We start from the raw sequence: 19,335 nt of genomic DNA, 5'->3' as shown, positions 1-19,335 counted from the left end.
GATGGAACAACAACGCGTTTTTGGTGATTTTCACTCTATCCTGTCCGAGACCGGGACTTGGAAAATCGGCGGTTTCCCGCTGCCGGACGGTTCATTCTGGGAATATCGCGAGCCGAATGCGGTCGTGATCGTCCGCAACGGCATCCTGTACGTGCGCGCGCCGCTCAGCCGCCAGAATGATCAAATCCAAATTCTTGATAATGCCAAGCATATGTACTATTCCAACGAAGAGGTGGAAGTGCCGGAATCCGGCGAGGTGACCTTCGAGCTTCAAATTCGGGCACGCACCCAAGGTACGGTTCCCGGCGACTTGTATGACGGCTACGTATCTTTGAACCTGCTGGATTTCAGTACGGGCGCAGCACTGGACTTTTTTGCTTCGAATGACAAATACGCCAGCGTGTATGCCGTCCTGCCGTTCCCGGGCGTGCAGGTGCCGGAATCGGACAAGACTCGTTACTTCTGCATTTTTAAAGAGGAAGATACACACTTCACCCCGCGGGAATTCAACACGTACAAAATCACGTATAATCGTGCCGAGGACGAAGCGATCTTCTACGTGAACGGTGAAGAGATCCGCCGGGAGAAGAACATCCCGATCAAGTTCAACAAATTCACCATCGCGCTTGGCATCATGACCGAAAAAGATCTTACGCCGCAGGGCAGCGTATCCGTGCATGGACAAACCGTCATTGCCGAATACTCTCCCGTAACGGTTACGATAAAAGAGTAGTGTTAATATAGTAGAAAAAAGATCATGCTCATGATGTGGGCATGATCTTTTTTTCGTGTAAGGGGCTCGGCTGCGCTTTAGAGGGCCTGCAGCGTGTTATTTGTCAGAGATGATAGGGGAAAGCTGCAGCCCCCGAGACGAAGAAGCCAAGCCGGCAAGCCTGTGAGCCCCAAAGGGATTCACAGCATGCCCGGCCATTCGGAGGTCGAGCCAGTGGCAGTCCCTCAAGCCGAGCCGGCAAGCCTGTGAGACCAAAAGGGGATTCACAGCATGTCCGGCTATAAATCTGGCTAGCTGACCATGTTGAACGGGTCAGCTTAGCCTCTCCCCCGCCCAGCCCCCAAAAAAAGCCATCCCAGATGAAAGGGATGGCTTTCTTTTCGTGGGTGGAAAGATTGGAGGCCGAGCCCAAGAACAGATGATGTATCGGTGGAGGAGACCTGGCGTTCGCCTTTGAAACCGGGAAAATACCGCAAGAATATCATCCTGTTTTCCTGGTTTCAACAGCGACCGGAGCGGATACATCCTCCTCAGAAAAGGCCGACAATCTTGATTAAGAGGGACTGCACCGGGGCACCAGCAGTCCCTCCAAGCCGGCAAGCCTGTGAGTCCAAAAGGGGATTCACAGCATGCCCGGCAATCCGGGTGTGATGTTTAGGCTAGCTGACCATGTTGAACGGGTCAGCTTAGCTCCTCCCCCGCCCAGCCCCCAAAAAGCCATCCCAGACGAAAGGGATGGCTCTCTTTGTGGGAAAGATTGGAGGCCGAGCCCAAGAACAGAGGATGTATCGGTGGAGGAGACCTGGCGTTCGCCTTTGAAACCGGGAAAATACCGCAAGAATATCATCCTGTTTTCCTGGTTTCAACAGCGACCGGAGCGGATACATCCTCCTCAGAACAGAGGCCGACAATCTTGATCACCAAAAAAGAAAAGCCACCCCATATACCATAGGATGGCTTTAACCATTTTATTTCAAATCCTCAATCGAATTGGCTTCCACGTAGGATGGAACCACCAGTCCGGTTTTTACGCCTTCCATGTTAGCGCCAAGGTCTTCGACTTGGTCCTTGAACTTATCCCAGTAGTCGGCATGCGTCAATGGCAGCCAAGCCGCTACAGTCGCATCCACGTCGCCGTTGGCAACGCCGGTCCACATCGGGCCTGCTTCGACTTGAAGCGCGTCAACTTTGTATCCGAGCTTGTCTTCCATGATCACTTTCAGCAGATTGGTGCTGGCGATCTCGGAATCCCAGGCCACATAACTGAATTTGAAGCTTTTGCCGTCAACCGGCTGTACGCCTTCGAGCCAGGCATCGACTTTCTCCGCATTGCTGTCTGCCCATTCCTTAGCGGCAGCTTCAGGATCTTGCCCTTCTTGAATCGCCGTCATAATCTGACCCATATCATCGGATGTCCATTTGAAATTACTCAGGAACTTGTAGGCTTCCGGATGATCTTCTTTCAGTCCAAGACGGACAACGGTGTGAATTTCTTCCGCTTCACCATATACCTTCTTCGGATCTTCCAGGTACTTCAGGTCATACTTGGCAAACATCCAGTGTGGAGTCCAACCAGTAATAATGATGGGATCCTCGTTCTTGATGGCTTTGTTGAGGGTTGCCGTCATGGCAGCACCGGAGCCTTCGACCAGTGTCCAGTCGGTCAATCCATATTCTTCAATAGCAGCAGCCGTGGCTTTCATGATACCCGCACCTGGATCAATACCGATGATTTCATGTTTCACTTGTTCGCCGAGGGAAGCAGTGGAACCGCCGTCAGCCCCATTGTCCGTCGTTCCATCCGCACCGCCGTTTCCTCCCTGTCCGCAAGCAGACAGGACGAGGATAGCAGCCAAGCTCAGTAGCAACCAAAACTTCTGTTTCTTCAAATTAAGCACCCCTTTTTTTCGATTTAAATATATTTTGTGTAAAGCGGTCGAGGACAATCGCCAAAATGACGACAGCCAAGCCGGCTTCAAACCCTTTGCCGATTTGCAGCTGAGTTACGGCCCGGTAGACCTCGGCACCGATACCTTGGGCACCGATCATCGAAGCGATGACGACCATCGACAAGGACAGCATGATGGTCTGGTTAATGCCGGCCATCAAGGTTGGCATCGCCAATGGAAGCTGAACCTTAAACAATTTCTGTCCGGAAGTCGAACCGAATGCATCCGCAGCCTCCGTCAGTTCACCTGATACTTGCATAATGCCAAGACGGGTCAGGCGAATCGTTGGCGGAATGGCGAAGATAACCGAAGCGATCACCCCTGGAACCACGCCCAAGCTGAAGAATGTGACGGCAGGGAGCAAATAGACAAACGCCGGCATGGTTTGCATAAAGTCGAGAACCGGTATGATCACGCGGGATGCCGACTTGCTGTAGGCCGCCCATATCCCCAGTGGAACACCAAGGATAACGGAGATCAATGCTGCCGTGATCACGAGGCTCAGCGTGCTCATCGTCTGTGACCAGTAGCCCAAGTTATCGATCAGCAGAAAACCGATGGCTGTGAACAAAGTCAATGGCAGACGGCCTAATAAATAGGCAATGACAGCCAGAATGACGATGAACAGATACGGATGAGGGAGCATGAACAAATCCGTAAACAATTGCACGACGTTTTCAATGATGAAGGCGATGGCGTCAAAGAATCCGGAAAAGACGTCTCCCATCCATTCAACCAAGGAATCAACCCAGCTAGCGAGAGGAATCTTAGGCATCTTGCGTCACCTCCTCGCTCTTGCTTTCTCCAGCCAAGGCTCCAAGAACAGCACCGCGAACGATAACGCCCATCAATCTGCCAGTATCATCCACAACGGCCAATGGCACTTTAGCCATACTCGTAATTTCAAACAATTCATTCAGCAATGTATCGGGTCCGACACTCGGACCGTCCGTAATAAGAATATCCTCAAGCTTGCGGTTATTCTTCATGGCATCCGACGCATCTTCGGCCGTAATGACGCCAAGCAGCTTCTTGGAACGGTCGATGACGAACAGGTTCGAGATCCCCCGTTCACGCATAAGCTCCAGCGCAACGCGAGGCCCGCGATCCATCGTAATGGTCTCCGGACGGCGCATAACCCGTGAAGCGGTAAGCACCTTGGACAGATCGACATCTTCCACGAACCGCTCAACATAATCGTTGGCAGGCTGTGTCAAGATTTCTTCCGGCGTTCCGATCTGAACAATCGAACCGTCCTTCATCAAGGCAATGCGGTCGCCGATTCGAAGAGCTTCGTCCAGGTCGTGAGTGATGAACACGATGGTTTTTTTCATTTTGTCCTGAAGCTCGATCAGTTCATCCTGCATGTCTCTGCGGATGAGCGGATCCAGTGCGCTGAAGGCTTCGTCCATCAGCAGAATCTCCGGATCATTGGCGAGTGCGCGGGCAAGCCCGACACGCTGCTGCATGCCGCCGCTGAGCTGATCGGGCATTTTTTCCTCCCAGCCCTTCAAGCCCACAAGCTCAAGCGATTTCATGGCCGCTTCGTGCCGCTTGCTTTTGTCTACCTTTTGAATTTCCAAGCCGTACTCCACATTCTCTACAACCGAACGATGGGGAAACAAGGCGAACTTCTGGAACACCATGCTGATTTTTTTGCGGCGTACTTCCCGCAGCTGTTCCTTGTTCATTTTTCGCAGATCCTTGCCGTGAATCAATATTTCGCCCGATGTTGGTTCAATCAACCGATTTAGCAAACGGACCAATGTAGATTTACCGCTGCCTGACAGCCCCATGATCACAAAAATCTCGCCTTCATGGATATCGAAGCTGACACGGTTAACGCCAACCGTTATATTTTTCTCTTTCGCAATTCGCGCTTTACTCCAGCCTTGCTCCAGCAGTTGAAGCCCTTGTTCCGGGTTCGCGCCGAACAATTTGCTGACTTTGTTAACTTGCAGAATAGCCAAAAGTACTCCTCCTTTTATTGTATAGAGACGCGTCCATTTGACCGAGTCTTCTTATTCCTGTCGTCTCGTAAACCCATGTCACCCATTGTAACAACCGATACGTAAAGTATCAAACGTTATATCCGTACGTAAAGTACGTACAGTAAAAACTGTACAAAGTTATCCTTTGAAATGCTCCCATATGCTCCGATATCCTCCAGAGCGATCTTCTTTACTTTTAAAATAGCTTTCCCTACAATAGATCAGAGAATGTGTGTGGATTCGGCTTGTTTAGATTTCCTTGAGATCGTTCACACTACACTTCGAGTCCACCTAGTTTTGTTATGTTGACATGACTTCTTGGATGGCTACAGATAGAGGAGGCTGCAAGCATGGGCTTGTACCATTTAGATGATGAACGGCAGGCAGCCGTGCATAAGATTCGTAAGCGTGTCATTGAAAATATTGGACGAAATATGGATTTGTACGGCATTCCACTCTCAACGGGACATTTATACGGACTGCTTTATTTTGCGGATAAACCGATGAACCTGGATGAAATGGGACAGGAAATGAAGATGAGCAAGACCAGCATGAGTACAGGCGTGCGGACGCTGCTCGATTATAAAATGGTAAACAAGGTGTGGGAGAAGGGTTCCCGCAAGGATTTGTATGAAGTGGAGTATGACTGGTACCAGACCTTCTTGGATTTCTTCGATATTAAATGGCGTAAATCGGTGGAGAGCAACATTCTGGTCCTGCGCAAAGCGCTCGACGAAACGGAGAAGCTCCGTAAAGCGCATGAAGATGACGAAGAGCTGGCAGCGGTGCTGCAAGAGGATCAGGCGAAGATGCGCGAGGCCGTTGCTTACTATAAATGGCTGGAACGATTGATTGATACTTTTGTGGATGGCGATATCTTTAAGTATGTGCCGAAAGAACCGCCGGAAGGTGAATCCTGATATTGAAAATGGGGGAATTCCCCAGTATAATGTGGAGTAAGGCAATGCTTACCCAAGAGGTACAACCTGATTTTATCGGGTTGTGCCTTTTTTTGTTATCTGGCATTGTCTGGATGAATAACCGCATGCAAGTGCATGTGGTGCAAAAATAGTCAGGAGGGGTTAGAATGGTCAGTATGTCCTCAAGAATGGTAGAAATTGCAGATTTTCCATCGGTTCACCTAAGCAATACCCGAAGTTTGTATGTATATCTTCCACCCAGTTATCATGAGAATACGGAGAAGCATTATGCCGTACTCTATATGCATGACGGGCAGCATGTATTTGCAGCGGATGAGCGAGGCGGCTCGTGGGATATGCATGTCACCGCAGATCGCCTGGTTTCCGAAGGACGGATGGAAGAGATTATCATCGTTGGCATCGCTACGGTTCCCCATCAAAGACTGAACGAGTACTTCCATGACAATCCAAGGATGCATCAGGTATTCGATCCCCCGTTTGCCGGCGAACGGTACGAATCATTTATCATTGAAGAAGTCATGCCATATATCAATCAGACTTATCGCACATTAAGGGGCCCGGAGCATACGGCCATGATGGGTTCGTCCGCGGGCGGGATCGTCACATACAATATCGGCTTCCGCAGGCCGGATGTGTTCGGAAGCATTGCGGTCATGTCGCCGTATTTCGTCAAAGCCCATTTTGATGCTCAGGGGGAGCTTAAGGAACATCCCTTCTATGAAAGATACGGCACGCACCCAAATCTTAAGTTATGGCTGGATATGGGCGGTGCGGAAGGAGTTTTCATGGAAAAATACGCCCGGGAGGAAGCGGAGCGCTTGGTTCGGGACGGTTTTGTGCCGGGGGATGATCTCATGCTGTTCCTGGATCCGGGAGCGGCTCACAGCCAAAGCGACTGGGCAGGCAGAGCACAGGCACCGCTGCTGTATTTTTTCGGCGACATTGGAGAACCGGTCTCGATTAAGCTGTATGGCGATGGCGTCGCAGGGGTAAACGGCCCCGTCAAACAACTGAATCCGGTCATTACATACGACAGCGGATTTGTGCAAACGTTGATGAATGGAACATATCATGTAGAGGATCCGGAATTGCTCACGCTGCTGCCGGATGGAACGCTGAAGCCTCGAACTCCCGGCAGTACCCGGATTACGTTGCAAATGGGAAGCTTGATCGCGGATAAAGAGATTACGATTGTAGAAGAGCTGCCTGAGCTTGTGAAAGTCACGATTCAGGTGAAGGTACCGCCTTCCACGCCGGTTTCCGCCACGATCTATGCCGGATTTGAGATTCCTTACTGCGGAGAGGGCTTATATAGGGGGAGTGCGATGGTACCACATGGTTTGTCTTTTACGTTCAAGGTATCAAGAGGCTTTGGACTGCATGAGAAGATTGGGGATCCTGAAGTGAAACGGCGTTCTTTTACGGCATCGTCCGAGATGGAGCTGTTTTATGAGGTTGAGGACTGGGATGCTTGAATTTGAGTTGAATTGTAATCGGAGGATGAATCGGCATGACCATCAGATCAGCAAGACCACAGGATGCAGCTGCAGCGATAAGGCTGCTGTACGATGCACTGCACGATGTGGCGCATCAATTAACAGGGGAAGACAGTGAAGAGAAAGTGCTTGAAGTGCTGGAGCAATATTTCCGGGCTGACGAGGGCAGGCTCAGTTACCGTCAGGCTGCCGTGAAAGAGATCAACGGCGAGGTGGCCGGCATGATCGTAGCTTACGGCGGCGATCATGCGGCCGAATTGGATCGTCCGATGTTGGATCGTTTGCGGAAGCTCAAGAATGACCCTTCCATAGCGCTGGACAAAGAAGCGGACGAGGATGAGTACTATATCGATACGCTATCCGTTTCACCGCAGTTTGGAGGAAAGGGGATTGGTTCGGCTCTTATTCATCATGCGGAGAATCGGGCGAAGGAGCTTACCTATCGTAAAATTGCTCTCGCCGTGGTGACGGACAATCATCGCGCCCATTCTTTGTACGAAAGAAGAGGTTATAAAACAGATAAGGAAATCATGATTAACGGGCATGTTTATTATCATATGGTCAAACCCGTTTAGAAAAAAAGAAACAATTTATAAGCCGCCTATTTACAAATGGTAATAGGTGGTTTATTATTGTGTCATACCGATCTAGAAAATTAGAATGATAAAATAAATTAGAACAAACGAAAATAACCGTATGAATTACACAATTAGAATGACTATTTCATTTAGAATGGAGTGTTTGCGTCATGGATCAAGATCAAAATCAGAGCATTGAAATATCGGTGGAACAAGCGAAGCTGCTGGGCAGCGCCCAGCGGGTGAAAATTCTCGGAACCATACTGGATATCGCCAAAACCTCCAAGCAAGTCGCGGATGAATTGGGAGATTCGCCGGGAAGCATTCACTACCATATACAGAAGTTATATGACGGCGGTCTGATAGATTTGGTGGAGACCCGGACGGTCGGCGGCATCGTTGAGAAATATTATAAATCCAAAGCGAAGTGGTTTAACACCAAGGGAACGCAAACGATGGACCCGGTTCTTGCTGAAGATTATGAAGCAGCGACCCGAACCCGAATTAGCTTGAGGCTGCAGCTGAACGCCGACCAATATGAAGAGATGACAAAGGAATTCAGGGAACTGCTCGAAAAATGGGTGAACAAAACCATCGCGACCAAAGGGGAAGACAGCAAGGAGTATGCCGTAGGGATCAACGTGGTTTCGACGGAAACGTCCAAATAGGAAGGGGCTTCAAAGCCTCTTCTCCCAAACTATTAAATTTAAAAATGAAGGAGTGTTTCTTTCGTGGAAATATTAAAGAATCGCAATTTCCTGCTGTTGTTCGTTGGCCGAATCCTTACGAATATCGGCGACAGCATGTACGCGGTAGCGGCCATGTGGCTGGTGTATGATCTGGGGGGCTCGACGCTGTATACGGGACTTGCCGGATTCCTCTCGATTCTCCCCCGAATCATTCAACTGTTATCCGGTCCGATGATTGACCGCGTTCCTTTACGGGGGCTTCTGGTGTACACCCAGTTGTTTCAGGCGGTTCTTCTGTTGATCGTTCCGCTTGCATTCTATTTCGACTTTCTGACGGTTGGCGTTGTGCTTGCGATAACACCGATTCTATCCACGCTAAATATGTGGGTATATCCGGCCCAAATGTCGGCCCTTCCTAAAATTCTCGATAAGAAGCAGCTAACGCAAGGCAATTCGCTGTTCTCCTTAGCCTATCAAGGCATCGATGTCGCTTGTAACGCAATATCCGGCGTATTGATTATTGTGCTGGGCGCAGTATCCCTTTACTTATGGAATTCGATCGGTTTTTTCGTAGGAGCGCTGTTATTCTCGCAACTGAAAATCAAGAAGTCTATCGAAACTTCGGATAACAACGTAAATAATACATCACCGAAAAGCACCGTAACTTCCAAACCTCAGCGTAATGCCCTTAAAAATTATTGGGCGGACATGAAGGAAGGCCTTAGGTACATTCTGGCAACCCCGCTCGCACGAGTACAGATGGGGATGATCGTCATCAATGCTGCGGGCGGCGCTACCTTTACGGTTATGCCTGCGTTTGCCGACAGCCTCGGCGGAGCCGGCGTCTACGGTATATTGCTTATGGCCCAGGCTTGCGGAAGTTTGCTGGGAGCGATCCTGGCTCCGTATTTGAAGCTGGAGCGCCTGCCCCTTGGATATATTTTTGCCGGAGCGTTTTGTTTATCGGGCGCTGCCTGGTGTCTCAGCGTATTCACTTCATGGACATGGCTTGTCGTTCTGGTATATGGTCTGGCCTGGTTTCCCGGAGGCATTACGAACGTCATCATCAATTCGGTCATTCAGAAGGCGATACCCCAGAAAAGATTGGGTACGGTGTTCGCGGCAGCTAGCGGACTCAGCGGAATTGCCATGCCGCTTGGCAGCCTGATCGGAGGTGCTCTTGGCATAGTTGCGGCAAGTTCCTCCGTTATCGCGGGATGCGGAATCGCCGTGCTCTGCGTAGGGATCTTCTGGATCTTTGACTCAACTACCCGTAGTCTTCCGTCACCTGACAATGTAGATGAGGAATGGTTCGCGCCTTATACGAATGCAGCTCCTGAGAAGTCCATTTCTATGCACACAGCCCCTTAGAGATGGCTAAGTCGATAAACGTCCATGCTTTACAGAGGGCAGAAGAAGATGGCCCGTACTGGAATTTCTCAAATATTGAACCGAGGATGAATCAGCGAACGGATTCGTCCTCGGCTCTTTTTTTCGTTTAAGCGAAGTGTAAACGCCTGCTGCGTCCCACCGTAACGGTGCTTGTCAGGCTAGTCTGCATAATGTGACCAAGTCCCTCATAGACATGTATCAATCAAGTCAAAACAAGTGTTGAAGGGGATGATGACATGCGCCGGATTTCATGGGTGCTGCTCGCGGTAGTATTATGCTTAACAACAATACTGGCGGGATGCGGGAAGAAGAATGCAGACAGCGTTGTGAAGGATCTGGGCAAGGTGGCTGATAAGCTGGAAAGTGCCAAGGGCGCTTACCAGGGAGCGGGCGTTATGACCATACATACCGGTTCGGCGCCGCAGGAGTATCAGGTTGAGGTATGGTACCAGTCTCCATCTTACTACCGGATCAGCTTAACCAATGGGCAAAAGGATATTACGCAAATCGTGCTTCGCAACGATGACGGCGTGTTCGTTCTGACGCCTAGCTTGAACAAGAGCTTCCGCTTCAAGAGCGATTGGCCGGATAATCAGGGACAGGTATATCTGTACCAAACGCTGCTTAGCAGCATTTTGAGCGACAACACCCGTCAGTTTGCCGAGGATAAGGATAGTTATGTGTTTGATGTGGCTGCCAATTACCACAGCCATTCCTTGATTCGTCAGAAGATTTGGCTCGCCAAGGACAACTACACGCCGAAACAGGTGCAAGTGTCGGACTCCGAAGCGAATGTGGTGGTTGAGGTGAAATTCAACACCTTTACTTTCGATACGAACCTGACCAAGGATTCATTTGATACTAACAAGAATCTCAGTGCCATGAACGATGCGAAGGGGACGATGGCGGAAGTTGACGAGAACGGGATACCGGTGGTTTCCACGACGGAGGGGAACGGCACTCAGGGAACCGAGGGCTTGACGGAAACGGCTGCCGGCGGCGACATGGGGTCCTTCGGCATCATCTATCCGGAATATGTGCCTGCAGGGGTCACGAACAAGGACACCATGGAAGTTCCGGAGAGCAAGGATCATGCCGTTATTCTGAAGTATGACGGTGTATACCAATACACGATTATGGAATCCAGACCGGTGGATCGTGCGGTTTCCCTCGTACCGGGCGAGGCGGTGTATATCGATTTCACGACGGTTGGCCTGCTCACCGGCGATCAGCAAAGAACGCTGACCTGGAGTTCGGAAGGCGTAGAATACCGGATCACGAGCGCCAACCTGCCTGTCGAAGAAATGAAGAAAGTCGCTGCTTCCATGCAGGGAGAATCGGGTAAATAATACGAAGTAGGCGGATACCGAGCATTGAAGGAGGGCAAAATTCCGACAATGAGGCCATTCGCCTCTTTTCCAAATAAAGGCACTCCGTCCGTGGGCCAATCGCCATTTCTTGCAGATATTCCGATGTTTCACCAAGTTTCGCCACCCGGGGGGAACCACGAGCCTCATAAATAAGCAGTTTGTCTCAATTGACAGTTGCTCCCGGGAACATTACCATTAATCTATTGTAAAGCATAATGCTTTTTTCAAAATGGTAAGAAGGTGACTGGAATTGCAAGCGATATATCGACCTACCCTGGCGGAGATCAACCTGGACCATCTGCGCGCCAACTATAACGCTTTTCGTGATGCGCTGCCAAGCCACATGAAATTGCTTGCTTGTGTGAAGGCTAACGCCTATGGTCACGGAGCTGTAGAAGTGGCACGCGAACTTCAGCAACTGGGGGTGGCTTACTTAAGCGTAGCTTTCCTGGATGAAGCACTCGAGCTTCGGCAAGGAGGCATCTCTAGCCCGATCCTGGTGCTCGGTTATACACCACCGGAGGCTGTAGAGATCGCTTATGAGCATGATGTAACCATAACCCTGTTCAGTTCGGAAGTGCTCCAAGCGATAAAGGCACTGCCGGTCCAGCCGGAGAAGCCACTCAAGGTACACATCAAGATTGACAGCGGAATGGGTCGTTTGGGCCTGCTTCCAGGCGAAGATGCGATTTCTTTTATAGAAGAAGTATTTTCGCTGCCGCAGGTTGTTGTCGAAGGAATGTTTACCCATTTTGCAAGAGCGGATGAAGAGAACAAAGACTATACGTTGGGACAGTACCGCCGTTTTCAGGGCGTAGCGGACGCTCTTCGGGATAAGGACTACCATATCCCGATCATACATACGGGCAATAGTGCTGCTGCAATTGATACACCCGAATTATCCTATGATATGGTTCGTGTCGGCATCGGCTTGTACGGACTGTATCCTTCGGATGAGGTGAATCGAAAGACAGTGAGCCTCCGCCCTGTCATGACGTTAAAGACAAAGCTTGTCTACGTCAAAAATTTACCTCCGCATTCCGGTATCAGCTACGGGACGAAGTATGTAACGGAGGAGGAAGAGCAAATTGGAACCCTTCCCATCGGTTACGCCGATGGCTTCTCTCGTATGCTGAGCGGTAAAGTGGAAGTATTAATACGCGGCCGCCGCGTCCCTGTAGTCGGAACCATCTGTATGGACCAATGTATGGTATCGCTCAAACCTTTCGCCGATGAGGCGGAACAAATTAAAGCTGGTGAAGAGGTTGTACTCATCGGTCAGCAGTCTGGCGAATGCATCACGGCAGATGAGCTGGCGTCCAAGCTGGGGACGATCCACTACGAGGTCGTCTGCATGATTGCCCACCGGGTACCACGTCAGTATATACGTGATGATATACCCGTGAAGACCGTAAACGCACTCTGGAGCAACCTTTAAAAAGGCATGTCACCCTAAGTAATTTATTCAGGAAAGAAGGAATAAGTACAGAACTTCCCGAATTAGGAATATGTCGTTAAAGTCTGTACGAAAGTGTCGATTGTAGTTTATAATGATATGCAGCATACTTGATATACCTTCGGCATATATATTCTTTTGTATAATTTTCCTTGAATAATGTAATACTGGTGCACAGGCGAGAAGGTTGTGGGGGTGTAATAGAGGGTGGCCAATATGCAGAACACCAAACGAATCATGATCAGTTTACCGGATCATCTTTTGCAGGAAGTGGACGGGATCGCTCAGTTGGAAAATTCCAACCGCAGTGAGCTTATTAGGCAAGCCATGAAGTTGTACCTGAATGAACGGAAGAAACGTTACATTCGTGAATCCATGCAACGAGGTTATATGGAAATGGCCAAAATTAACCTGACCATGGCTTCTGAGGCGTTTCACGCGGAGGAAGATGCAGACAACACTCTAGACCGCTTAGTAAGCGGGGTGTAGACAGTGATCGTTAAACGGGGCGACGTATTTTTTGCGGATTTATCACCTGTTGTCGGTTCTGAGCAGGGCGGCGTAAGGCCGGTCCTTGTCATTCAGAACGATATCGGCAACCGGTTTAGTCCGACTGTGATTGTTGCAGCCATTACGGCACAGATTCAAAAAGCCAAGCTGCCGACTCACGTCGAAATCGACGCGGCGTCGCATGGATTTGACCGGGATTCCGTCATTTTGCTAGAGCAGATCCGGACGATTGATAAGCAGCGGCTAACCGACAAAATCACCCATCTTGATGATGAAATGATGAGTAAGGTGGATGATTCCCTGCAAATAAGTCTGGGCTTGATTGATTTTTGATTCCATTCAAGCGCTAACGTTTTCCACATAGAATGTTATGACTAAAAACCCTCAAGGAGTCACTCCTTGAGGGTTTTTATATGGAGGGTATGGATGACGGCTCGGCAATTGCTGCATGAGACTGGAGATGGGTGGATTACGTGTTTGTAGGTATGAGGATGTAGGCCGTAGTGACCGCCGCTGCAATAAACAAAAGGCAGACAACGGACCAGGCAATCGCATGTTTGTCATTCATCTAAGGTGCCCCCCTGATTTTAATGAGGTGTGGATATCCGGCAGCAGCATTTTCGTACTATAAGAATATAAATAAAATCTTAAAATCAGATGAAATTGACATTAAAAGCAGCTTAAAGCCTTATGAAGTGAGCGATGTAGTGGAAATGAGCGCTTAAGTTTGGGATAATAGCAAATATAGTTTCATTGAAGAAAGAGGGATATCATTGTCTGAATTAGAAGCTGTTGTGGAAGTAAATGAAGAACAGATTCGCAAGGAAGAATCGAAACGGATCGTGAAGCAGATCGCGAAGGAGCTTCAATTGTCCGAAAAACAGGTGCGCACGACCGTTGAACTTCTGGATGAGGGCAATACCATACCGTTTATTGCGCGTTACCGTAAGGAAATGACAGGCGAACTGGATGAGAACCAATTACGTGATATTGAAGAGCGGACAGGCTATTTGCGCAATCTCGAGGTCCGTAAGCGGGAAGTCATCCGCATCATAGAGGAGCAAGGCAAGCTGACGGAAGATCTGAAGGCGTCGATTACGGCCGCCGTTAAGCTGCAGGAGGTAGAAGATCTCTACCGTCCGTATAAGCAAAAGCGTAAAACCCGGGCAAGCGTCGCGAAGGAAAAAGGACTTGAGCCGTTATCGGAGTGGATATGGTCGCAGCCGAAGCAGGCTGATGTGATGGTTGAGGCAGCCAAGTATGTCGATGAGGAGAAGGGTGTGGCTTCGGCAGAAGAGGCTGTGCAAGGCGCGATGGATATACTGGCCGAGAACATTGCCGATGATGCAACCGTTCGTTCCTGGGTACGCAGATACAGCATGGACCACGGCATATTGACCTCAGAGGCGAAGGATACCGAAGTGGAATCCGTATACGAGAACTATTACAATTACCGGGAACTGGCAAAGAAAATGCCGCCGCACCGGATTTTGGCCATTAACCGGGGAGAGCGCGAGAATATTCTGAAGGTGGGGCTTGATGTTCCTTCCGAATCCGTTCATGCGTATATCGGTAAACAGGTGCTTAAAGGTCCGTCAGCCGTCACGGACATTCTTACGGCGGTGATCGAGGATTCATACAAACGTCTTATTGCTCCATCGATTGAACGGGAAGTGCGGGGGGAGCTGACGGAAAAAGGGGAGAACCAGGCGATCTCCATCTTTGCTGGGAACCTGCGCAGCCTGCTGCTGCAGCCGCCGGTGAAGGGACGCTGTGTGCTGGGCGTTGACCCGGCATACCGTACCGGTTGTAAGCTTGCGGTGGTCGATGATACGGGCAAGCTGCTTGAGGTAGCAGTAACCTATCCGACGCCGCCGGCCAACAAGAAGCAGGAGGCCGCCGCGAAGTTTAAAGAGCTCATTGCAAAATACGGCATCAAGCTGATTGTCATTGGAAACGGTACGGCATCCCGTGAGACCGAGCAGTTCGTCGCTGAAGAAGTCATTGCGGAACTTGCTGACCCTGAGTTGGCATACCTCATCGTCAATGAAGCGGGAGCAAGCGTGTACTCGGCCTCGAAGCTGGCTCAAGAAGAGTTCCCTGATCTGGATGTCGCCGAGCGCAGCGCGGCCTCGATTGCACGCCGTGTGCAGGATCCGCTGGCCGAGCTGGTGAAGATTGATCCGAAATCGATCGGCGTGGGCCAATATCAGCATGACGTAACCCAGAAGCATCTCGAGGAGAGCCTGAAAGCCGTCGTGGAGTCTGCGGTTAACCATGTCGGGGTGGATGTGAATACGGCATCGCCGTCACTGCTCTCCTATGTGGCTGGCATCAATGCCACCATTGCCAAAAATATCGTGAAGTACCGAGAAGAGAACGGGAAGTTTGTCAGTCGGAAGCAGCTGCAGAAGGTTCCGCGTCTTGGTGCCAAGACCTATGAGCAGTGCGTGGGCTTTATGCGGATTTCGGAAGGCGAGAACATATTGGATCGAACCCCGATTCACCCGGAATCCTATGCAGTGGTTGACCGTTTATTCCAGGAGCTTCAGGTAAGTTTGGACAAGCTCGGAAGCAAGGAGCTCGCTGAACTGCTGGATGCCCAGCAGCCGGAGAACCTTGCCGTGAAGCTGGAGGTTGGCGTACCGACGCTGCGTGATATACTGGACAGCTTGCAGCGTCCGGGACGCGATCCGCGGGAGGAATTGCCGCTGCCGATTTTCCGCCAGGACGTGTTGAAGATCGAGGACCTTATGCCGGGAATGGAGCTGCAGGGAACGGTGCGCAATGTCATCGACTTTGGCGCCTTTGTGGATATCGGTATCAAGAGCGACGGCCTGGTGCATATCTCCCAGCTGAGCGATGGATTTGTCAAACACCCGATGGATGTTGTCTCCGTGGGGGATAACGTTACCGTGTGGGTGCTGAATGTAGATTTGAAAAAAGGCCGCGTCGGATTGACGATGCGCAAGCCGAAAGATCAGTCATAAGAGCTGCTTAATAGAAGAAGAGCCGTATCTCCTTTGGGGAGAACGGCTCTTTTTTTCGTATTAGGTCCGGACTAATAGCTAATGGAGCATGTCCTGGCGGTTGGTTTAGCTATGATTCAGCTTTAACAGCAGGACTTTTTTATCGTATCTCTCCAGACACCAGTGATATTTTGCTAAAATTTTGGGTTCGACTGTGGGAGCAGATACATCGAATTCATGAAAACCAAACTTCTTATAGAAATGCTGCAGCTCCTCAAACGGAATGCAGTATACGGTTTCCAGGCCCAATCTTTTCGATTCTTCTACCAGAAACGCGACGATTTCGTGCGCCAGAGATTGTCCTCTAAACTCGTCCAGAATATAAATACCGCCGAGCTCCGCCTCGTGGTCATTAAGTTTAACCAATCGGCCGACTCCTGCATCGTCGTCTTGCGACATCACGATAGCAATGATTTCATTGTCCAGTGTGCTTGGCTGGAACCCGATGTGTTCGTATTGTTGATTGACCCAGGTCAATTCTGTTTGAGTCACCCTTTTGATGCTCATGACTACTCACCTCAGCTTGTTAATAATATATGTTGAGATATACTGCTCCCTAAACTTACGCTTCGGCTTAACACTCGCTGTCCGATTGCTGCTTTTTCTTCGCCCGAAACCGTCTGACCTTCATCAGATTGCCGCACATTTTATCGTCGCAATAACGTTTGGAACGGTTCCGTGTATCGTCATAATATACCCACAGGCAATCCGGATTTGTGCAGATGCGGAACCGGGACAATTCGCCTTGCTCGATGGCTTGAGCAAAGGAGCCGGCAATCTCGGCAGTCACTGCTTGCAGACCTGGATTTTGGGGGATATAAGACAGTGCAAAGTTTTGATCCTCATCTATTTCCAGATGGCGAATAACAGGTCCAGCAGCCATCCAGCGGTTCAATTCCTCTATCTCCCTGGGCGAAGGTGACTCTCCCGCGACGATGTGCTGAACACACGTCAACAGGAAGGAACGAAGCTGCCTCAGCAGCCCCAGTTCATCCGGGGTCAGCGGCAGGTTGACTTGAAGCTGATATTGGTTAATGAAATCGGTGAGCCAATCCTCACGGGCAAGCCGGTCCTCGGATCGCCCGCTGCCTCTCCAGTCATGCCATTCGCTATTTATAAAATCATCCCATAACATGAAACCCATCCTTTCTCATTCATTATTGTAACAAGTGAAAATTTATGTTGCTAGTTACTTGTAATGAAGTCTAAACTGTGTCAATTTTTATGTAACATTCTATTTCATTTATGGTGGTTACAAAAAAATGAGGCGGAGGCGATGGTGGTTATGAACATGAAGGAACTACTGCTCCAAAACTGGGATTATACGATGGGGCAAGAGGATTGGTATCCTCCAATTCTCCCTGCCCTGAAGGATGTGACGGTCGAGCAGGCTTTGTGGAAACCGGAAGGGCAGGCGGCGAATTCCATTTGGGAGAACGTGCAGCATTTGCTGTATTACAAGCAGCGTCTGCTCGCGAGATTGGAAGGTACACCGCTTCCTAATGAAGGGATAGGCAATGACGAGACGTTTCTCATTCATGACCCAAGTGAGGAGGCATGGAATACGGCTCGGGAGCAGATTCAAGATGTTCATGCCGCTTTAAGACACAAGTTTGAGGAGATGCCGGAGGCGGAGATCATCGAATCGCCTCAGCGAATACTTAGCTTAATTATGCATGATGCATATCATACGGGACAAATTGTTTTTCTCCGGAAGCTTCAGGGCTCCTGGCCAGCTAAACGCAGCTTTCTATAAGTTCAAAATTCGACGCATTCAGCCCTAATCAAACGCAAAAATAAGCCGGACAGGGTGTCCGGCTTATTGTCATACATATGGATCGGTTGCAGTGCCCTAACGGGCATTCGAGTTTTCTTCACCCGGGGAATTCCGGTAAAAGTACCAGCATTCGTTCAGCAGCTTGATCTGACGTCTGTCCTTTTTACGAAAAGCGCGTGTCAATTGATTGCAGAGCCATTGCGGCAAGGGTATCTCCTCCTCTTGCTAATTCCATCTGTATGGATAGCATATGGGGAAAAAGCCCAAAGCGTGCAGGTCTACCTCGATTATTGCGCTTCTTCCTCGTACCACTGCTCAAGCTGCGCTTGGAGAGCCCGAATTTCGGTAAGCAGCGAGATGAGCGGATATTCCGTTTCCTTAAGGGAAGCAAAGGCCTGCTCAAGCTCATTTATGTATTCCAGACCACCTTGAATGCTTAGCGATTCCTGCAGCAGATCCAGATTGTCGCATTCCGCTACAGCAAGAGGCAGCTGAGGTTTGCCTGCGGCGGTGAGTTTATCGATTTCCTTATTGAGGCGTAAATTTAGAGCACTGAGCTGGTAAGCATAGTCACTGGGCATTTCGACAAATAACAGCTCGTTCTGTCCTTTTAAAATAACGTAGCGCATGTTCGGCATGATTGCAGGTTCTCCCTCCATACTTTCTACTTGACAGTGTAGCCCAGAGAGAAGTTAAAATTCAAGTAGCATTTATAAGGCAAAAGGAAGGATCAGACATGGTGACGATGAACGAGATGAGTAATGAAGAACTGCAGGCATGGGTTGAGAAAATCTCGCTGGAGAGCTTCCGGGTTCCGTTCAAGCACAAGGCAACGTTTAACCGGCGATTGTCCTCGACAGGCGGCCGCTATTTCATGAAAAGCCATCATATCGAGATCAATCCGCATCAGCTGGCTACGCATGGCAGGGAAGAGGTGGAGAAGATCATCAAGCATGAGCTGTGCCATTATCATCTGCATATTGCGGGCAGGGGATATCGGCATCGGGATGCTGATTTCAAAAGCCTGCTGCAAGCCGTTGGAGGGAGCCGTTTCTGCAAATCCTTGCCGAAGGGCAAGGCTGCGGGCCGTCGGGAGCCGGAACCTTATCGATATAAACTTCGCTGCAGCGCCTGCGGGACTGAATATCTGCGTAAACGGAAGATGAATCCGGCCCGGTATCGGTGCGGAAAGTGCGCCGGACGCCTTACGCTTCTGAAGCTTGACTCCCCTATGAAGTCATGATAAATTATTAATATCCAACTTAATGTTCCCTGATAGCTCAGTTGGTAGAGCACTCGACTGTTAATCGAGTTGTCACAGGTTCGAGTCCTGTTCGGGGAGCCATATGGAGAGATACCCAAGTGGCTATAAGGGGACCCTCTGCTAAGGGGTTAGACTGCGTAAGCGGTGCGAGGGTTCGAAT

The 19,335-nt window shown here is 49.8% G+C and carries 21 protein-coding genes and 1 tRNA gene; 15 read left to right on the top strand and 7 right to left on the bottom strand.

The window, feature by feature from the left end; translation table 11 throughout:
- The first annotated feature begins 1 nt into the window (after position 1).
- Both PLA01S_RS17835 and PLA01S_RS32025 read left to right on the top strand, forming a co-directional pair.
- Positions 2-733 (top strand): DUF6081 family protein, encoded by a 732-nt coding sequence (locus PLA01S_RS17835; protein WP_127593381.1) that lies wholly within the window; start codon positions 2-4, stop codon positions 731-733.
- Positions 734-826: 93 nt separating this feature from the next.
- Complete coding sequence (locus tag PLA01S_RS32025) at positions 827-982, top strand: hypothetical protein (RefSeq protein ID WP_164817457.1); 156 nt, start codon at positions 827-829, stop codon at positions 980-982.
- Positions 983-1,701: 719 nt separating this feature from the next.
- Here the strand turns inward: PLA01S_RS32025 and PLA01S_RS17830 are convergent.
- The 3 genes from PLA01S_RS17830 to PLA01S_RS17820 are packed head-to-tail and all read right to left on the bottom strand — an operon-like array spanning position 1,702 to position 4,652.
- Positions 1,702-2,622, bottom strand: a complete 921-nt coding sequence (locus PLA01S_RS17830) for a glycine betaine ABC transporter substrate-binding protein (RefSeq protein ID WP_127593380.1) — start codon at positions 2,620-2,622, stop codon at positions 1,702-1,704.
- Position 2,623: 1 nt separating this feature from the next.
- Complete coding sequence (locus PLA01S_RS17825; protein WP_100539092.1) at positions 2,624-3,457, bottom strand: ABC transporter permease; 834 nt, start codon at positions 3,455-3,457, stop codon at positions 2,624-2,626.
- Positions 3,450-4,652 (bottom strand): quaternary amine ABC transporter ATP-binding protein, encoded by a 1,203-nt coding sequence (locus tag PLA01S_RS17820; protein ID WP_127593379.1) that lies wholly within the window; start codon positions 4,650-4,652, stop codon positions 3,450-3,452. The genes PLA01S_RS17825 and PLA01S_RS17820 overlap by 8 nt, the downstream gene beginning before the upstream one ends.
- A 371-nt stretch (positions 4,653-5,023) precedes the next feature.
- Here PLA01S_RS17820 and PLA01S_RS17815 point away from each other — a divergent pair, with 371 nt between their 5' ends.
- The 10 genes from PLA01S_RS17815 (at position 5,024) to PLA01S_RS17770 (ending at position 16,095) form a co-directional block, all read left to right on the top strand.
- A complete protein-coding gene (locus PLA01S_RS17815) occupies positions 5,024-5,593 on the top strand; it encodes a GbsR/MarR family transcriptional regulator (RefSeq protein WP_100539090.1) in 570 nt (189 codons plus the stop codon).
- Positions 5,594-5,760: 167 nt separating this feature from the next.
- A complete protein-coding gene (locus PLA01S_RS17810) occupies positions 5,761-7,089 on the top strand; it encodes an alpha/beta hydrolase (protein ID WP_127593378.1) in 1,329 nt (442 codons plus the stop codon).
- Positions 7,090-7,124: 35 nt separating this feature from the next.
- Positions 7,125-7,685: a GNAT family N-acetyltransferase gene (locus PLA01S_RS17805; RefSeq protein ID WP_127593377.1), complete on the top strand. Its 561-nt coding sequence runs from the start codon at positions 7,125-7,127 to the stop codon at positions 7,683-7,685.
- Positions 7,686-7,858: 173 nt separating this feature from the next.
- Positions 7,859-8,356 (top strand): winged helix-turn-helix domain-containing protein, encoded by a 498-nt coding sequence (locus PLA01S_RS17800; RefSeq protein ID WP_100539087.1) that lies wholly within the window; start codon positions 7,859-7,861, stop codon positions 8,354-8,356.
- Between the two features lie 63 nt (positions 8,357-8,419).
- Complete coding sequence (locus tag PLA01S_RS17795; protein ID WP_127593376.1) at positions 8,420-9,748, top strand: MFS transporter; 1,329 nt, start codon at positions 8,420-8,422, stop codon at positions 9,746-9,748.
- A 257-nt stretch (positions 9,749-10,005) separates the two neighbouring features.
- On the top strand, positions 10,006-11,118 hold the full coding sequence (locus PLA01S_RS17790; protein WP_100539085.1) for a LolA family protein: 1,113 nt from the start codon (positions 10,006-10,008) through the stop codon (positions 11,116-11,118).
- A gap of 271 nt (positions 11,119-11,389) precedes the next feature.
- On the top strand, positions 11,390-12,577 hold the full coding sequence (alr, locus tag PLA01S_RS17785; RefSeq protein WP_127593375.1) for an alanine racemase: 1,188 nt from the start codon (positions 11,390-11,392) through the stop codon (positions 12,575-12,577).
- Positions 12,578-12,802: 225 nt separating this feature from the next.
- Entirely contained in the window at positions 12,803-13,084 is a 282-nt protein-coding gene (locus PLA01S_RS17780) for a CopG family ribbon-helix-helix protein (protein ID WP_028406492.1), read from the top strand.
- Between the two features lie 3 nt (positions 13,085-13,087).
- The gene (locus PLA01S_RS17775) at positions 13,088-13,438 is read left to right on the top strand and encodes a type II toxin-antitoxin system PemK/MazF family toxin (protein WP_006212388.1); all 351 of its coding nucleotides are present in this window, start codon (positions 13,088-13,090) and stop codon (positions 13,436-13,438) included.
- Positions 13,439-13,878: 440 nt separating this feature from the next.
- Entirely contained in the window at positions 13,879-16,095 is a 2,217-nt protein-coding gene (locus tag PLA01S_RS17770; RefSeq protein WP_127593374.1) for a Tex family protein, read from the top strand.
- Positions 16,096-16,200: 105 nt separating this feature from the next.
- Here the strand turns inward: PLA01S_RS17770 and PLA01S_RS17765 are convergent, their stop codons facing one another.
- Complete coding sequence (locus PLA01S_RS17765; RefSeq protein ID WP_127593373.1) at positions 16,201-16,641, bottom strand: GNAT family N-acetyltransferase; 441 nt, start codon at positions 16,639-16,641, stop codon at positions 16,201-16,203.
- Positions 16,642-16,708: 67 nt separating this feature from the next.
- Positions 16,709-17,269, bottom strand: a complete 561-nt coding sequence (locus tag PLA01S_RS17760; RefSeq protein WP_127593372.1) for a CGNR zinc finger domain-containing protein — start codon at positions 17,267-17,269, stop codon at positions 16,709-16,711.
- Positions 17,270-17,419: 150 nt separating this feature from the next.
- Between PLA01S_RS17760 and PLA01S_RS17755 the strand changes: the two genes are divergently transcribed.
- Positions 17,420-17,890, top strand: coding sequence for a DinB family protein (locus PLA01S_RS17755; protein WP_127593371.1), 471 nt, complete (start codon positions 17,420-17,422; stop codon positions 17,888-17,890).
- Positions 17,891-17,986: 96 nt separating this feature from the next.
- Here PLA01S_RS17755 and cmpA read toward each other — a convergent pair whose 3' ends face one another.
- On the bottom strand, positions 17,987-18,118 hold the full coding sequence (gene cmpA / locus PLA01S_RS17750) for a cortex morphogenetic protein CmpA (protein ID WP_015737250.1): 132 nt from the start codon (positions 18,116-18,118) through the stop codon (positions 17,987-17,989).
- Between the two features lie 80 nt (positions 18,119-18,198).
- A complete protein-coding gene (locus PLA01S_RS17745) occupies positions 18,199-18,549 on the bottom strand; it encodes a hydrolase/acyltransferase (RefSeq protein ID WP_127593370.1) in 351 nt (116 codons plus the stop codon).
- A 98-nt stretch (positions 18,550-18,647) separates the two neighbouring features.
- Between PLA01S_RS17745 and PLA01S_RS17740 the strand changes: the two genes are divergently transcribed.
- Positions 18,648-19,154: a SprT family protein gene (locus PLA01S_RS17740; protein ID WP_246059650.1), complete on the top strand. Its 507-nt coding sequence runs from the start codon at positions 18,648-18,650 to the stop codon at positions 19,152-19,154.
- Positions 19,155-19,180: 26 nt separating this feature from the next.
- Positions 19,181-19,256 (top strand) — tRNA-Asn (locus PLA01S_RS17735).
- The last annotated feature ends 79 nt before the right edge of the window (positions 19,257-19,335 follow it).

This window comes from Paenibacillus lautus NBRC 15380, from assembly GCF_004000945.1.
Taxonomy (GTDB): domain Bacteria; phylum Bacillota; class Bacilli; order Paenibacillales; family Paenibacillaceae; genus Paenibacillus_AQ; species Paenibacillus_AQ lautus.
This window is presented reverse-complemented; position numbering and strand designations above follow the sequence as displayed.

What these genes read in the sequence shown, in the direction of transcription:
- PLA01S_RS17835 (WP_127593381.1), top strand. Translation starts at nt 2, where the DNA reads ATGGAACAACAACGCGTTTTTGGTGATTTTCACTCTATCCTGTCCGAG.
- PLA01S_RS17825 (WP_100539092.1), bottom strand. Translation starts at nt 3,457, where the DNA reads ATGCCTAAGATTCCTCTCGCTAGCTGGGTTGATTCCTTGGTTGAATGG.
- PLA01S_RS17815 (WP_100539090.1), top strand. Translation starts at nt 5,024, where the DNA reads ATGGGCTTGTACCATTTAGATGATGAACGGCAGGCAGCCGTGCATAAG.
- PLA01S_RS17810 (WP_127593378.1), top strand. Translation starts at nt 5,761, where the DNA reads ATGGTCAGTATGTCCTCAAGAATGGTAGAAATTGCAGATTTTCCATCG.
- PLA01S_RS17805 (WP_127593377.1), top strand. Translation starts at nt 7,125, where the DNA reads ATGACCATCAGATCAGCAAGACCACAGGATGCAGCTGCAGCGATAAGG.
- PLA01S_RS17800 (WP_100539087.1), top strand. Translation starts at nt 7,859, where the DNA reads ATGGATCAAGATCAAAATCAGAGCATTGAAATATCGGTGGAACAAGCG.
- PLA01S_RS17790 (WP_100539085.1), top strand. Translation starts at nt 10,006, where the DNA reads ATGCGCCGGATTTCATGGGTGCTGCTCGCGGTAGTATTATGCTTAACA.
- PLA01S_RS17765 (WP_127593373.1), bottom strand. Translation starts at nt 16,641, where the DNA reads ATGAGCATCAAAAGGGTGACTCAAACAGAATTGACCTGGGTCAATCAA.
- PLA01S_RS17760 (WP_127593372.1), bottom strand. Translation starts at nt 17,269, where the DNA reads ATGTTATGGGATGATTTTATAAATAGCGAATGGCATGACTGGAGAGGC.
- PLA01S_RS17755 (WP_127593371.1), top strand. Translation starts at nt 17,420, where the DNA reads ATGAACATGAAGGAACTACTGCTCCAAAACTGGGATTATACGATGGGG.
- PLA01S_RS17745 (WP_127593370.1), bottom strand. Translation starts at nt 18,549, where the DNA reads ATGCCGAACATGCGCTACGTTATTTTAAAAGGACAGAACGAGCTGTTA.
- PLA01S_RS17740 (WP_246059650.1), top strand. Translation starts at nt 18,648, where the DNA reads ATGGTGACGATGAACGAGATGAGTAATGAAGAACTGCAGGCATGGGTT.